The 16,732-nt window shown below is 36.2% G+C and carries 10 protein-coding genes and 2 tRNA genes; 4 read left to right on the forward strand and 8 right to left on the reverse strand.

Features of this window, described 5'->3' with window-relative positions:
• Positions 1-59: 59 nt before the first annotated feature.
• The 4 genes from AC5XHR_RS12340 to AC5XHR_RS12355 all read right to left on the reverse strand — a co-directional run bounded on the left by AC5XHR_RS12340 (position 60) and on the right by AC5XHR_RS12355 (position 3,560).
• Positions 60-132, reverse strand: a tRNA-Phe gene (locus AC5XHR_RS12340).
• A 164-nt stretch (positions 133-296) separates the two neighbouring features.
• Positions 297-369 (reverse strand) — tRNA-Phe (locus AC5XHR_RS12345).
• An 86-nt stretch (positions 370-455) separates the two neighbouring features.
• Positions 456-2,300, reverse strand: a complete 1,845-nt coding sequence (locus AC5XHR_RS12350; protein ID WP_495951102.1) for a bifunctional lysophospholipid acyltransferase family protein/GNAT family N-acetyltransferase — start codon at positions 2,298-2,300, stop codon at positions 456-458.
• Between the two features lie 21 nt (positions 2,301-2,321).
• A complete protein-coding gene (locus AC5XHR_RS12355; RefSeq protein WP_495951103.1) occupies positions 2,322-3,560 on the reverse strand; it encodes an aspartate kinase in 1,239 nt (412 codons plus the stop codon).
• 202 nt (positions 3,561-3,762) lie between these two features.
• Here AC5XHR_RS12355 and fbp point away from each other — a divergent pair, with 202 nt between their 5' ends.
• Positions 3,763-4,776, forward strand: coding sequence for a class 1 fructose-bisphosphatase (gene fbp / locus AC5XHR_RS12360; protein WP_495951104.1), 1,014 nt, complete (start codon positions 3,763-3,765; stop codon positions 4,774-4,776).
• A gap of 1 nt (position 4,777) precedes the next feature.
• Positions 4,778-5,782 (forward strand): o-succinylbenzoate synthase, encoded by a 1,005-nt coding sequence (locus AC5XHR_RS12365; protein ID WP_495951105.1) that lies wholly within the window; start codon positions 4,778-4,780, stop codon positions 5,780-5,782.
• A gap of 3 nt (positions 5,783-5,785) precedes the next feature.
• Here AC5XHR_RS12365 and AC5XHR_RS12370 read toward each other — a convergent pair whose 3' ends face one another.
• Both AC5XHR_RS12370 and AC5XHR_RS12375 read right to left on the reverse strand, forming a co-directional pair.
• A complete protein-coding gene (locus AC5XHR_RS12370; RefSeq protein ID WP_495951106.1) occupies positions 5,786-7,633 on the reverse strand; it encodes a sensor histidine kinase in 1,848 nt (615 codons plus the stop codon).
• 9 nt (positions 7,634-7,642) lie between these two features.
• The gene (locus tag AC5XHR_RS12375) at positions 7,643-8,281 is read right to left on the reverse strand and encodes a response regulator (RefSeq protein WP_495951107.1); all 639 of its coding nucleotides are present in this window, start codon (positions 8,279-8,281) and stop codon (positions 7,643-7,645) included.
• A 179-nt stretch (positions 8,282-8,460) separates the two neighbouring features.
• Here AC5XHR_RS12375 and AC5XHR_RS12380 point away from each other — a divergent pair, with 179 nt between their 5' ends.
• Both AC5XHR_RS12380 and AC5XHR_RS12385 read left to right on the forward strand, forming a co-directional pair.
• Positions 8,461-10,134, forward strand: a complete 1,674-nt coding sequence (locus AC5XHR_RS12380) for a glutamine--tRNA ligase/YqeY domain fusion protein (protein ID WP_495951108.1) — start codon at positions 8,461-8,463, stop codon at positions 10,132-10,134.
• A gap of 69 nt (positions 10,135-10,203) precedes the next feature.
• Positions 10,204-11,409, forward strand: coding sequence for an MFS transporter (locus tag AC5XHR_RS12385; RefSeq protein ID WP_495951109.1), 1,206 nt, complete (start codon positions 10,204-10,206; stop codon positions 11,407-11,409).
• Positions 11,410-11,461: 52 nt separating this feature from the next.
• Here AC5XHR_RS12385 and AC5XHR_RS12390 read toward each other — a convergent pair whose 3' ends face one another.
• Positions 11,462-12,433 (reverse strand): YpdA family putative bacillithiol disulfide reductase, encoded by a 972-nt coding sequence (locus AC5XHR_RS12390; RefSeq protein ID WP_495951110.1) that lies wholly within the window; start codon positions 12,431-12,433, stop codon positions 11,462-11,464.
• 40 nt (positions 12,434-12,473) lie between these two features.
• Complete coding sequence (locus AC5XHR_RS12395; RefSeq protein WP_495951111.1) at positions 12,474-16,709, reverse strand: T9SS type B sorting domain-containing protein; 4,236 nt, start codon at positions 16,707-16,709, stop codon at positions 12,474-12,476.
• Positions 16,710-16,732 lie beyond the last annotated feature (23 nt).

A 16,732-nucleotide genomic window follows, 5' to 3' on the forward strand; every position in this document is an offset into this window, starting at 1 on the left:
CGTTAAAAGAAAATTTATCGAATAAAAACAAAAAAACCGCCTTTAAAAAGCGGTTTTTGTGGTTTCTCCAGGAATCGAACCAGGGACACACGGATTTTCAGTCCGTTGCTCTACCAACTGAGCTAAGAAACCTTGTTGATTTTAGTGGTGCAAAAATAGAAAGTTATCTCATACAGACCAAATATAAATGCATTAAATTTTCAAAAAAGGTTACAAAAACCTTCAATCACCTGAAAATCAAAACTAAAAATTCCGATTGGAGATAACAAAAAAGCCCGATAAACTCGGGCTTTAAGTGGTTTCTCCAGGAATCGAACCAGGGACACACGGATTTTCAGTCCGTTGCTCTACCAACTGAGCTAAGAAACCTTCGTTGTAATAACGTTTGGCAAAAATAGGAAGTTTTTCCTTTTGATGCAAATTAAATAGCTTGAATAAACAGAATTGGTATAAAATTACTGATTATCAGGCTGATTTTTTTCTTGTTCGTGCCTGATTTGATCACTCATTTCGTCTAAAACGGGCTTTATTGTACTTTCGGGAAGATCACTAATTCGGATATACATCAGTCCATCAATAGCATCATTGAAACTTGGATCAACATTAAATGCCACTACTTTTGCATTTTGCTTGATGTATTTCTTAATTAAAACCGGCATTCTCATTTCTGGTTCAAGATCGTCAATCACTTTATCCAATTTATTCAAATCCGACTCCATTGCTTCGAAAAACAAGGATTTATCACGATCGCGAAGTTTTACTTTAAATTCATTTTTTGGATGAATATATTGCGCAACTGCCGAATCGTAGTAATGCGAACGCATAAACTCAATCATCAACGACTTCGAAAATTCAGAGAATTTATCACTAATACTTACGCCACCCATCAAAAATTTATGATCAGGATTTCGTAAACAAACATGAACAATTCCGCGCCATAATAAGAAAAGTGGCAATGGTTTTTGTTGATATTCTCTGCTAATATAGGCACGTCCCATTTCAATAACCTTTCGGAAAAACGGCTGCAATTCTTGATCAAATTCAAATAAAGAAGCTGTGTAAAATCCTTCAATACCATATTTGCGCATCACATCCTTTCCAAGCGCCATACGGTAGGCTCCAGCCAACTTTTTCGCCTCATTATCCCAAAGGAACAAATGATGGTAATACTGATCGTATTCGTCCAAATCAAAAGGTAAATTACTTCCCTCACCTACAGCTCTAAACGTCAACTCTCTTTGGCGACCAATTTCCCTCATAATAGAAGGAATACTTTCATAATTCGTAAAATAAACCTCGTAATTTCCGTTCGAAAATAGTTGCTTGTCTTCCGCTTTCAACTTTTCTATTTCCGCAATTAAATCTTCGCTTGGCGTTTCATCAATAATATTCTGAACGACGTTTGCTTCTTTATTAATGGAGAAATTGAGCTTCAAATTTGGTAACTTAAGAAGATTCATCAACGATTTTCTTTTCTCGTAATAGGAACGTAAAAAGTATATCTTCGTTTGAAGATATTCGTTAAGTTCTTCTAGTGATTCGTGTTCCTGAATATTCTTTACTGTAACGGCTTTCCCAATACGAATACGGATTGGCGACGTTCGGTCGCGCATCATTTCGGATGGAAGTAATAACGTTTGTAAATCCGGATGAACTTTGGCTATATTATAAAAGAAATTACTGTTTTTCGCATGGAAATACATCGGAATCACAGGAACTTTGGCGTTTTTAATCAACTTCAAAGCGGGCTTTTCCCATTCTTTATCACGAATTTCGTTGTACTGATTATTTTTGTTAGAAACTTCTCCAGCAGGAAAAATCCCGACGCAGCCACCTTCTTCTAAATAACGAAGCGTTTCGCGCATGCCGTTCAAGCTGTTCCTAATATTTTTACGATCGCCACCAAACGGATTCACCGGAATCACAAAAGGTTCCATCGGCTTTATCTTTTCCAAAAGAAAATTGCCCATAATCTTGAAATCAGGACGAATTTCGGAAATGATTTTGCACATTAAAACACCATCAATCGCGCCAAGCGGATGGTTGGAAACAATAATAAAAGGCCCTGTTTTTGGTATTTTGGCAAGATCTTCTTCGAATACAATATATTGAATATTACGTTCACGAACGAAGGCATCAAAAAAGTCCTTCCCGGTCTTATCCTTAACTCGATCGTAAAGCTCGTTTACCTTATTAAGTTTGGTAAAACCCATTAAAAATGTAGCCGCTGGATTCTTCAGAATCCCCCATTTGGAAAGGCCTGTCGCCTGAATTAGCTCATTTTTAGATATTAAACTCATGGTTGTGTTTTTAAGCAAAAATTAGTGAGTGACCATTTGCAAGGTTTGTTTTGAAAGCTGCTCTAACAACACTTTTCTGTTCTCGTAAAAACGCGCTAAATCTTGGGTATTTGCGTTACGAACTGTGAAAAGCGCAACGTTTTTCACCACCTCGGTATTAAACAATTTACTCAACTCGCTATTCAACTCATCGATATGCTGGTATTTGTCTTCCAAACATAAAGCTAATGAAATTGCTGAATTCTGCATCAATGAAATTTTAATTTGATATTTCGCCAAATTGGAGAAAATCAAACTCATATGTTCTTCTGCAATAAAAGAGAAATCTCGTGTTGCAATACGCATTAACACTTGGTTTTCTTTTAAAATATACGATTCTGTATTTTGGTTGCTTTCGGAATTACCCACTTTCGTTCCTTCTTTTGTAGGCTCGATAAAAGACTTCACAAAAAACGGAATATGCTTTTGCTTAAGCGGCTGAAGCGTTTTCGGGTGAATTACACTCGCGCCATAATACGCCATTTCAATAGCCTCTTCGTAGGAAATGTTTGATAATAAACTTACGTTTTTGAATTTTCGTGGATCGCCCGTCATTACTCCAGGAACGTCTTTCCAAATCGTCATAGCATCTGCATTCAAACAAAATGCAAAAATAGCCGCAGAATAATCGGAACCTTCACGGCCTAAAGTCACCGCAAAATTATTATCATCCGAACCAATAAAACCTTGGGTTACATAGGATAAACTTGGATTCAAGGTTTTGATATTACTTTCCGTTTGATCCCAGTTTACGACACCTTCACGATACGTATTATCTGTTTTGATATAGTCACGAGCGTCCAACCATTGATTTGGATAGCCCGATTCATTTAGAAATTCGCTTAAAATTTTAGAAGAAATCATCTCACCACAACTCACGACTTGGTCGTATACGAAGTTGTAATTTGGAGACTTATTACGTCTTAAAAACGATTCGATATCATCAAAAAACAAAGAAATTTCGTTATAAACAGAATGTTTTTCACCAAACAATCCGTGAGCAATATCAATATGATTTTTCTTTATTTCTGCAATCTCCGATTGATAATCTTCCTTCTTAAAGTATTTTTCTACCACATTTTCTAAGGCATTGGTTGTTTTTCCCATCGCTGAAACCACCAATACACACTTTTCAAAGCTTTGAGATTCTAGGACCTCACCAACATTTTTCACACTTTCTGCATCGCGCACGGATGCACCTCCAAACTTAAATACTTTCATCTTTTCCCTTAAATTTCTAGAAAAATGATCAATCTTAGATTGATTTTGTTGTTAAAATAATTTTCAAAAATAGAAAATCTAGCCGATATGAGAATAAACAAAACCTAATTTTAATTTCCAAATTTTTAAAGTCCGTGAAATATATCATTGTGTAGTACCGATATTTCTTCTACATTTGGGAAAACTCACAATACAAATCAACATGTCCGACAATTCATTACAAACACTCGGTGAATTTATCATTGAAAAACAAGAAGATTTTTTATATTCTAGTGGAGAATTATCCCGACTTTTAAGTGCCATTCGTCTTGCTTCAAAAGTGGTAAACAGAGAGGTAAACAAAGCTGGAATCGCCGATATCATTGGGCGTGCTGGCAATACCAACGTTCAAGGTGAGGAGCAACAAAAGCTTGATGTTTTGGCTAACGAAATTTTCATCGCCGCACTTTCACAACGTGAAGTTGTTTGCGGAATTGCTTCCGAAGAAAGTGATGATTTCATTGAAATTATTCCAAGTGAAAATGGACATTTAAGTAAATATGTGGTGTTAATTGACCCGCTTGATGGCTCTTCTAACATTGATGTGAACGTTTCCGTTGGAACTATTTTTTCTATTTACCGTCGTGTTACCGAACCTGGAACACCTGTGGAATTAAAAGATTTCTTACAAAAAGGAATTCACCAAGTTGCTGCAGGATATGTTGTTTACGGATCTTCAACAATGATTGTTTATACAACAGGACATGGAGTGAATGGTTTTACATTAGACCCAAGTTTAGGAACGTATTACCTTTCACATCCGAACATGAAGTTTTCAAAAACGGGAAAAATCTACTCAATTAATGAAGGAAACTACATCAAATTCCCTCAAGGAGTAAAAGATTATCTAAAGTATTGCCAAAAAGAGGAAGACGACAGACCATACACATCGCGTTACATCGGATCTTTGGTTTCCGATTTCCATAGAAATATGATTAAAGGTGGAATTTACATTTATCCATCAACGTCTCAATCACCTAATGGAAAATTACGTTTGCTTTACGAATGTAATCCTATGGCGCTTTTAGCCGAACAAGCAGGTGGAAAATGCAGTGACGGATTTACTCGAATTTTAGAGTTGCAACCAACCGAATTGCACCAAAGAGTTCCTTTCTTCTGTGGAAGTATTGAAATGGTAGAAAAAGCGGAAGAATTTATGCGAAATGCACACAGCTAACATGAAAAAAGCATCATTCTACAAACATACATTAGAATTTAAAAAACCCGGCGGCACGTCCCGCGGGGTTTTACATTATAAGGAAACATACATTTTGGAAGTATCTTCCGTATCAAAAAAAGGAATTGGCGAATGTGGCTTATTTAAAGGGTTAAGTTGCGATGACCTTCCTGATTACGAAGAAAAACTTCAGTGGCTTTGTGATCATATCAATGAAGATGATTCGGTTATTCGAAGCTATTTAAAGGCATATCCTTCGATACTTTTTGGTTGGGAACAAGCGATTTTAAATTGGGAATTAGGTAAAGACATCTATTTCGACAACGAGTTCACTTCTGGTGAAAAATCAATTAAAATCAACGGTTTGATTTGGATGGGAAATGTGGATTTCATGAAAGAGCAAATCGAACAAAAACTCGATCAAAACTACGATTGCATCAAACTAAAAATCGGTGTTCATTGGGACGAAGAAAAGAATGTTATTGAAGAACTTCGCAAAAACTTCCCTAAAAATCAATTGGAATTACGTGTTGATGCTAATGGTGCTTTTTCACCCGAACAAGCTAAAATTGTTTTGCAAGAATTAGCGGATTTAGAAATTCATTCCATTGAGCAGCCGATTAAAGCGGGTCAAATTGAAGCCATGTCTAACCTTTGTGCGGAAACTCCAACTCCTATTGCTTTGGATGAAGAACTTATTGGTGTTCTGGATTTTGAAGCTAAAAAAGTTCTTTTAGAAACCATTCAGCCGCAATACATTATCTTAAAACCTTCATTGGTTGGCGGAATTCAAGGAAGTGATGAATGGATTTCCATTGCGGAAAACAATCAAATCGGTTGGTGGATCACTTCTGCTTTAGAATCCAATATCGGATTGAATGCGATTGCTCAATATACGTATTCCAAAAATCCGAAAATACCGCAAGGACTAGGAACGGGTGGACTTTTCACCAATAATTTTCCAACAAATTTGGCTTTGAAAGGCGACCAACTTTGGCATCTGTAAAAGTTAATCTAATGGAATCTCAAATTTTAAGTAGGTTCCGTTAGAATCGCTTTGTATATCCATCGTTCCGTTTGCGTTAAGCATTCGAAAACGCATATTTTTCAGTCCATTTCCTTGTTTGAATTGTAAAGGCATGCCCTTACCATTATCCTCGATTGAAATTTTTAGAGTTTTATTTTGTTGACTGTATTTCGCATTAACATGAGTTGCTTCACTATGCTTGTAGCAGTTGTTAAACGCTTCTTTAATGCATAAAAATATATTTCTTCGATTTTCAGAATTGATTTTTTGCTCGGCATCTTGAAGTTCCATTTGATAAGAAAACTCCATATTCGATTTTCGGAAAAACGTTTCTCCATACATGTTGATGTACTTAATGAGATTTCCAAGCGTATCATTTCCCGAGTTCAAACTCCACAACATTTCACGCATAGAAATATTCAAATCTTCGGTTGTTTTAAGGAGATCATCAATATCTTCTTCAACATTTTGTTTTTTCAACTTCATCTTCAAAAATTCGGCTTGAAGCTTCATTGCAGAGATTCCAGCGCCCAATTCATCATGCATATCGTGCGAAATACGTTCCCTTTCCCGCGTCAAAATCGTTAGTTCCTCCAACTCTTTCTGTACCAGTTCCGTTTTCAGTTTACTTGCAGCTCGCTCCTTCAATATGTAGTCATACAAAACGGCGCAAACAATACTAAAGATGTTAATCACCGCTGCGAATTGCATAAAGCCAAACGATGTAAAATCCAATTGTACCCAATCGTTCAAGCCCAAAAGATGTGGCCATGCGACTTCTGCCGTACTAAAGAAAATGAATATCAAACCAACAAATCCAATTACAAAAAATCGCTCATTCAATCGATTCTTTATGACAAAAATGACCAACACGATAAAAACAAAAAAGTCAACAACGGAAGCGTTATTCAGATAATATTTGGCAAATTGACTTCCAAAATCCGAATTGAAATTGGATAGCTCTATAAAAATTTGTCCAACCCAAAAAATGGAACCCAATTTAATAATCCATCCTGTCCAAGATCGTGACGGAATCTTAAAAAACGTGGAATAAAAAATATAATAACAGATAATATTAACATCCCCAATGACATTCCAAATTTGGCTATTGGTATATCGGAAAAACGGTAATTCTAAATTGATAATTTGGTAACGAGACAAGAAATATATAGCATCTGTCACGTTAATTAACGTGAAAAATATCAATAATTTCGGATATCCTTTAAACCATTTCAACGCCAAAAAGAGCATACAAATCACAAAAAGACAAATCTGAAACCCTGCGACAATCAACGAAATAACGCCAATTTTCTCGGTTGATTTAATTTTATAGAGGTACGGACTGATAAAAAGAGGCTCACTCTCTAAATGATAACGCTCAGCTTGAAATTGAATATAATAATCTCCAGGCTGATGGGCAGCTAATTGAATTCCATTGTAATTATCGGGAACTGATGCATCGGAAAGGCGATTGGCAAACCCCGAATGTCCGATTTTTTTTATGGTTTTACCATCATCATAAAACAGTTGAATTTTCGCAATATTTTTCTTTGCATACACGTACAAAGTATCTTCATATACTCCCGAAAGCGTAAACTTTTGCCATTTTGATTTATAATTTGAATTCGATTTAGGCTCTTTCCAAATGGAGTGAGATGTCCACTTTGTTGGAATTTTACATTTCAATTCTTTTGATGTTGCAAACGAAGAAAAACCATGCAATGCAATTTCGTTGGTGTAATGCAAAGAATCAAGCGGGACGCTTTTTTGTGCAAATCCCAACATTCCAAAAAAAAGGAAAACCAAATTCCAAAAACCCTGGAGCTTCATAAGCGTAGATTAATCCTTAGGCGGTTGAACTTTTTGAAAAATTCGCATCGCTTGGTAACGATTGGACACGTGTAATTTTCGATAAATATTTCCAACATGTTTTTTCACCGTATCCAGCGAAATATTCTTTTTACCCGAAATATCGCGATACTGAAGACCATCGGAAAGCATTTCTAAGACTTCTTTTTCTGAACGGGTAAGATTTTCTAGGATTTTTGTTTCTTGATGATCATGAAAATGATCCAAAACGCGTCTTGCAATTCCGAAACTCATCGGTGCGCCGCCATTCATCACTTCTTTGATCGCTTGGATAATCTTCTCCATACTTTCCCCTTTCGCAATATAGCCGCTTGCTCCCGCCTTTAGCGATTTGAAAATACTGTCATCATCCTCCAAACTCGTGCACATCACAAAATGCGTATTTTCCATAATTGGCTTTAGCTGAGCAACGACTTCCGTACCGCGAACAAAAGGAAGTTTAATATCGATAAGGACAACATCAGGCTCAAGATTTTTTAACTCCTTTAATGCGTCATCACCATTAAAAATTTGACCAACACAAAGGAGTTCATCATCAAAGTCAATTATTTTTTTCAGGGCATTGCTGTAGTTTTTTTCATCTTCAACGATCGCCACGTGTGTTTTCATGGGATAGGAAATTAGTTTCATCTAAAATACTGCATCCCAACAACATACACAATAGGTTTTTTCCCCTTATTTGACATTTACTTTTTAATAAAAATTAAAACGACTTCCCATAAAAAACGAGCGAATTTTCGTCTAAAAAACTTAATTTTCCTACCTTTGCACCAAGATTGATAAACCGTATGGAAGAGGATAAAAAATCATTAAATTTTATTGAACAAATCATTGAAGATGATCTTAGCAATGGGATGTTGGCTAATGAAATTCGTTTTCGATTTCCGCCAGAACCCAATGGCTATTTGCATATTGGGCACACCAAAGCTATTTGCATTAACTTCGGGTTAGGACAAAAATATAACGCGCCTGTAAACCTTCGTTTTGACGATACCAATCCAGAAAAAGAAGAGCAAGAATTTGTTGACTCTATCAAAAAGGATGTGGAATGGTTAGGTTTCAAATGGGATAAAGAATTGTATGCATCTGATTATTTTCATCAGTTGTATTCATGGGCAGTTTCGTTAATCAACCAAGGGAAAGCCTATGTTGATGAGCAACCTTCGGAAGTGATCACGGAACAACGTAAAAACCCAACGGAAGATGGTATAGAGTCGCCTTTCCGTAATCGTCCTATCGAAGAATCGTTGGATTTGTTTGAGCGCATGAAAAATGGGGAATTCGAAGAAGGAACCATGTCTCTACGTGCAAAAATTGATATGACCTCCCCTAATATGAACATGAGAGATCCTGTGATGTATCGAATTTTGAAAAGACCTCATCACAGAACGGGAACTGAGTGGAAAATCTACCCAATGTACGATTGGGCGCATGGAGAAAGTGATTATCTAGAGCAAGTATCACACTCGTTATGTTCACTAGAATTTGAGAACCACAGACCGCTTTATAATTGGTACTTGGATCAAGTATATGATGAAGAAAACGTTCGACCAAAACAAAGAGAATTTGCAAGGATGAATGTTTCCTATATGATTACGTCTAAGAGGAAACTTCAACGTTTGGTTGGGGAAGGCGTTGTAACAGGTTGGGATGATCCTCGTATGCCTACGATTTCTGGTTTGCGAAGAAAAGGATATACGCCAGCTTCCATCAAAAATTTTATCGAGCGTGTTGGCGTTGCCAAACGTGAAAACTTAATTGACATTCAGCTTTTAGAATTCATGGTTCGTGAAGATTTGAATAAGAAATCGAAGCGTCTCATGGTTGTGATGGATCCTGTGAAATTGATTATTGAAAACTATCCTGAAGACAAAGAAGAATGGGTAGAAACGGAAAATAATCCTGAAGATGAAAACGCTGGAAACAGAAAAGTCCCATTTTCAAGAGAAATCTACATCGAAAGAGAAGATTTTAAAGAAGATGCCGATAAAAAGTTCTTCCGTCTAAAATTAGGAGGCGAAGTTCGTTTGAAATCAGCGTATATCATCAAAGCGGAACGTGTTGAAAAAGATGCTGATGGAAATATCACGACGATTTATGCGACCTATGACGAGTTGAGTAAATCAGGAAGTGGAACGGAAGAAAGTTTACGTAAAGTAAAAGGAACATTGCATTGGGTTTCGGCTAAACATGCCTTACCAACGGAAGTTCGTATCTACGAAAGATTATTTACAGTGGAACAACCGGATGCTGAAAAGGACACCGATTTCCTAGAATACATTAATCCAGATTCGTTGAAAACGATCACAGCGTACGCTGAACCTGCTCTTAATGAAGTAGAAATTGGAGAGCCTTTGCAGTTCCAAAGAATAGGATATTTCACAAAAGATACCGATTCTACGTCGGATCAAGCTGTTTTTAATAGAACGGTTACCTTGAAGGATTCCTACAAGCCTGCTTAGTATTATTTATATCAATAAATAAACAGGGCAGATTTTTTCGCCCTGTTTTTTTTATTTAAAATTTTGAAAATGAGATTACTAAAAATATACATCGATTCATTCAAAGGTCTTTCAGCAGAGAGCTGGATGCTTGCTATCGTTATGCTTATCAACCGATCTGGTTCTATGGTATTGCCTTTTTTAGGTATTTATATGACCGATCATTTGGGATTTTCGTTGAAAAGCGCAGGATTAGTCTTGAGTTTTTTCGGTGTAGGTTCAGTTGTAGGCTCGTATGTTGGTGGTTTGCTTACTGATAAAATTGGTGAGTTTAAAGTACAAACGGTCAGTTTATTTGCTAGTGCTCCCCTATTTTGTTTAATCCCATTGTTCCCTACCGAAGCGGGTTTGGCAACGATTATTTTTATTCAAAGCTGTATAAGTGAAGCGTTTCGACCAGCCAACTCCGTAGCGGTTTCTAAATATGCAAAACCTGAAAATATTACAAGGGCCTTTTCTTTGAATCGAATGGCCATTAATCTTGGTTTTTCTATTGGCCCAGCTTTGGGTGGAATCTTATCTGCAATTTCGTATGATTTTTTATTCTATTCTAACGCTGCAGGAGCTGTTTTGGCGGGTATTACGTATGTTTGGTTTTTCAAAAACAGAACGTATCGAAATCCCGATGCTCCAAAAAAACACGTGGTTGCGAAATCAGAATCGCCGTATCGAGATACTAAATTCTTGCTGTTTTGCTTGCTGAGTTTGGCGTTCTCCATGTGTTTCTTCCAACTATTTAGCACGTTGACCATATTCTATAAAAGCGAAGCCGGGCTTTCACAACATCAGTTGGGTTATCTTTTAGGATTTAGTGGGATATTGATTGTTTTGCTGGAAATGCTTTTGGTTCAAATTGCAGAAACGAAGTTTAGAGTCGCATTCACCATGTTTTTAGGAACCTTTCTATGCGGAGTTTCCTTCTTTTTATTGGGATTCGGAAGCCAATTATGGTTGCTCTATTTTGCTATGATTTTCCTATGTGTAGGTGAAATTTGGAGTTTACCTTTTATGGCAACGGTAACCGCGATGCAATCTGGCGCATACAATAAAGGGGCGTATATGGGACTGTTGGGAATTTCCAATTCATTAGCCTTCATCATCACACCGTACCTAGGAACAAGCATTGCGGAGAACTTTGGCTTTAGCAGCTTATGGTTCTCAACAGCTTTATTGCTCGTTATTGCGGCAGTTGGCTATTATATTTTGATCCCAAAAATGTTGGGTTCTAAAAACTAAATTCAAACAACATAATCTTATTTTAGAGAAAAGAGCATTGTAATGAATCAATTCAATCTCTTTTCTTTAAAATATTTTCTAGGATTAATTTTGCATGGATTCGTGAATTTTCAATAAACCAAAGATGCGTATCCAATCCACCACAAACCACGCCTGCTAGATAGATATTTTCAACATTGGTTTCCATCGTTTCTGGATCGTATTGAGGCTTCAAATTATCTCCAACTAAGTTAATTCCCATCGAAGTTAAAAATTCAAAATTCGGCACATAACCCGTCATCGCAAGAACAAAATCATTCTCGATCTCGTGTGTTTCTCCGGCAGAATCTTGGTAGATAACTGAGCGTTCCTTAATTTCAAGTATATTGGCATTAAAATGCGCAGCAATACTTCCCTCCGAAATTCGGTTTTCAACATCTGGTTTTACCCAATATTTCACCGAAGATGAAATTTCAGAATTTCGAATAATCATCGTGACCTCAGCTCCTTTTCGATACGTTTCTAAAGCAGCATCCACCGCCGAATTACTTGCACCAATTACCACAATTTTCTGTTGTGCAAATGGATAGGGTTCTTTATAATAATGCTTTACTTTCGGTAAGTTTTCTCCTGAAATATTCAGCTTTTTTGGAAAATCATAAAAGCCCGTAGCCACAACGATATTCTTCACTAAATAAACGGCTTTCGATGTGGTAACTTTAAAAAGAGAATCTTCTTGTTTTTGAACAAAAATAACCTCTTCGTATAAATTGATCTTTAGATTTCGTTGTCTTGCAATTCCCTGATAATATTCTAAAGCATCCTGCCTTCCAGGTTTTGGAGCTGTTGTAATAAATGGTATTTCTGCAATCTCTAACCGCTCCGCCGTGGAAAAAAACCGCATATACAACGGATAATGATAGAGTGAATTTACAATTGTTCCCTTCTCGATAATCACATACTTCAAGTTATGTTTTTCGGCTTCTAGAGCACAATTGAGTCCAATAGGACCACCACCAATAATCAGCAAATCTAAAATTTCCATAGAACAAATTTAGGCATTAAAAACGAGCCTAAAATGGACTTTAATCTCTATTTTTCACCAAAATCCAACCTGTGAAAATTCGTCCGTCCGGTAGTGTAATTACGTACCAATACGAAGATGATGGAATTTCTTTACCATTTGATTTTCCATTCCATGTTATTTCACTCGCCCCAGAGCCTTCATACACCAGTTTTTGGTATCGATCAAAAACTTTGATTGTTGAAGCTTTTCCATTAAATACATGCAACCCGGTCATTTTCCAAACATCATTAATACCATCTCCGTTTGGAGTAATCGTATTGAATACCTCTGGAATCACACCTTCCATCATATTTCCTAAGCATGTTTCACCTGCAAATCGAACATAGAAAAACATGTTTCCAAAAGGAAGATTTGGGAAAACATTCGATTGTTGCCAATCAACCCCGTTCAATGAAAATTCTATTGGTTTGCTTCCCGTCGCAATCACCGTTATGGTTCTTTCAACCGCTTTCAATTCTGTAATTACTGGAACTTCTTTATGAATTATTTCAAAAGTTGTTTGATAGGTACAATCTAGATTATTTTTTACGGTGACTGCGTATTTTCCAGGTTTTGAAACACCCAATAATTCAGCATTTGTGGAAACTACATTGCCATCGGGATCTCGCCAAGAATAACTTACAATGTTTAAACCAGAAAAATTAGGCTTTACGTCTATCTGCTCACCTGTTGGACAAATATAAAAATCATTAATCTTGAAAATGGGAGTTGTATTCAACGTAATTTTCACTTCAACCAATTGAGGACACACATTCGGTTTAGAGACCTTTACGTAAATCGTAGATCCTGAATTTGCTTGATATGAATTTGGATCCTCTATTTTGTTTGTATTTGCATGAACATCTGCAAGACTCGAAAAATACTCAAACTGACCGCCAGCAACTATTTGAGATTCAAATTGTGTTAAATCAATCACTTCCTTACTATCATTTAATTGATCACAAACCACCAAAGAAAGTGGACCTGAATTAGCTAAAATAACTTGCTTATTAGCAACAAAATTAATTGGTGCTACGCTAAAACATCCAGGAATTGACTCGGCACGGAACCAAATCGTTTCATTAATATCATTCAATTCTAAAAACTCGATTCCTTGCAGTCCATTTTTATTGTTGATATCGTCCGCTTCTGCTTTTGTTTTGAAGAATGTAAATATAAAATCTGGACTGTAATTGGAAACAATTTGATTGTAATACAAAGTCAAATTAATATCATATTTCCCATTAAGATTGGTGTCACAAACCAATAATTTCTGAAGCGTTGTTTTTGGAGGCAGATAAGTTAACAGTGTAATTTTAGCAACAGAGTAACATTGATGAACGGGATCGTAAAAACGCACCCAAACCTCTTCCATAGAGCTCAAAGATTGATAATTTACCGAAACTGCATTCATCGTATTTCCGTTATTTGCATCTACATACGATTTATAATATGTAACTTGAAGTTGGTTTAAGCTTAACGTATTTTCGCCCGAATTAAACATTAATGGCAAAGCGTCAGACAAAGTGAAAGAAACCAGCGAACTCGAATCATAAGAACACTTTTTCAAAGTAGCATCGTGAACGTAGATTGGTGCTAAAAAATTTTGCTTCAAATCTAAAATCGTAACACTTGCACAACGCTCTCCGCCTACAAAACGCGTTTGTACATATACACGTTGCGAAGTTGCAGCAACAAAAGTTGTCGGATTGTAAATCTGATTAGACAGTGAACCCGTCGTTTCGTCGTATCCGAGAAAATAATAAAACTGAGCAGGCTTGTTTTCAAGATAAATCTGGGACTGATACTTTGTAAGATCAATGGGTTCTTGACTATCAGCATTATTATCGCAAATATTTGCAATGATAATTTCTTTAATTGGCAAAACATTTGGAGTAGGAACAAGTTTAACTTGGATTGGAAACACACGTTTACATCCATGTGACGTTATACGAATATAAAGCGTATTGGTTGAATTAAAATCGTAATTACCCGTTATTTCACCAATATTATTTGCTTCAGAAGTTGCATCTGGGAAAAACTGAATAACCTCATCAGAATAGTTCTGAAGTTTTTGCAAAAACGTTCTGATCATATACGTTTCTTTACCGTCATTCAACACATCACAAACTTCAAGATTTTGCGTTCTAGGAATCGGATTAAGTAAATAAAAAGTTAACTCTCGTATGGTAAAACATCCAGAATCTTTATCAGTTATTCGGACGAAATACGACTTTCGAACTCGAGATCCATCATCAGTAATTGTTTGATCTTTTTGAATTTGCAAACGTGCTAAATCCGCAGGATCTTCACTACTCGCATCAACAAAATTTGCATAATAACTATAAATTACATTTTGATTACCTACTAAAAGACTTGGTGCATAGCTTTCTAAATCAACAGTAACATCTTCGGTACCATTAAAGCATAAATAAACATCAGCATTTTTCGCTTTCACACTTTTGAAGGTAACGGTCAAATTAATTTTAGAAATACTAAAACATCCTCCACCATTTTCCACTCGAGCATAAATAGGGTAAGAACCACCTGTAACTGCTCTTAATTCATTAAAGCCTCCATAGAAAGCCTCGTCATAGAAACCATAATACTTTATTGTAATTCCTGATTGACTAGAAATTAAGGAATCAATACGTTTAAAATCATATTCCTCTATTTGGTTTTCTAGATCGTCACAAGTCGTAATTGCGTAATCAATAGATGAATTCACCACTGGTCCAGGAGAAAAACTAACTTTAATAGGACCTAGAATACTCACACAACTTCCTCTATCGATGCGAACCCAAAATTCGGATGATGGAGAGATATCTGCATTTAAAATAGCATTGCGATTTGCTTCGGCATCTTCCTTGGTTTTGAAGTACCCAAGTGTCCCAACTAATCCATTAGGAAATAAAATAGTAGTAAAATTTCTTAAATTATAATTCTGTTCAATACTATCGTTGTTTTGATCGCATATTGGGACAATGTTCGTTGCTAATTCGGCTCCATTATAATTAATTAAAATTTCAGAAACGGTGTAACAATTCGGATCCGCCTTGCTTTCCATCCGAACATAATATTTAATTGTGTTATTAACCGTGACATCGGAAGTTAATTCATTTAATTTTGCAGCAGCATCGCTTTGACTTGCATAATATGAAAAAGAAAAATTTGTAGGATCCAGAGTAGTAACTTTCGTATTAAAATCCTGAAAATGGATCGTTTGAGCACCAACTTCACAAATATTATATACGTAGTTTGCCGATAAAGGAAATAAAGGGTCAATAGTTACCGAAATTGTATCTTTTAAATTCAATGTTGCACCAGAACATAATGTATAAGTTGCTTCCACTTGATAGGTCGTATTCGCCGTTGGGCAAACTTGTACGGTAGAACCATAACCTATATTTATATTTTCAGCATTTTTCCAAGAAATTGAGGAGGGCGAAATTGCTCCTCCACTCGGAGAAAATCGGTATGCTTCATTTGTTGCAGCCCAAATGCCCGTATTTCTGTTTGGTGGATACACGGCTAATGGATTTGATGAATCTGTTCCAGAAAGTCCAATAACCGATTCTTTAAATCTTGATTCAGCACAAGAAACAGGTTTGTCTTTGATAAAAACTTCAATCATATTGCTTCCTTCGTGAAGAACAATTTGCGAAGTCACCGATTCTTGACAAGCTGACAATCGCCCTTTATAAAAATTGATTACGAACTTACGGCACGGGGCATCACCAACAACTTTGTAATAAATTTCGGAATCATCAGCATCGGAAAAAACCAAATCCGACATTCCTGCAAATATCGATTTTAATGGAAGATTTTTATCTGTAAAATTGGGATAAGAAACCTGATCTAATTGGTTTTTCTCAAAGGTAATCAGTCCATTAGAACCAACAACCAATTCGTTATAGACACCATCAAAATAACAAAAAGAAAAAGGAATATTCAGCTTTGTAAAAAACAAATCATCAACATTCGCCTGTAAAGGTGTTCCTTCATTAAAAGCCCCATACGGACTAGTTCCATTAAAAGAAATCGTACTTAAAGCATAAGAACTTGTGCTATATAATGTTGGTAGATTTGCTTTTAAACCAATACATTTCTGTCCCGCAGGTTGCGTAGCACAAGAAAGTGTCGGATTGGGATTATCTTGAAAATCGGTTGCCGTGATTTGCAAGCACGTTTGTGCATACACGATACTTTGCCAAAACACTAAGACACCAAAAAGTACTCCATAAAAAGTCTTCAAATGGATAAAATTTTGTACAAAAA

It is taken from the genome of Kaistella sp. CFF1-2 (assembly GCF_059509915.1).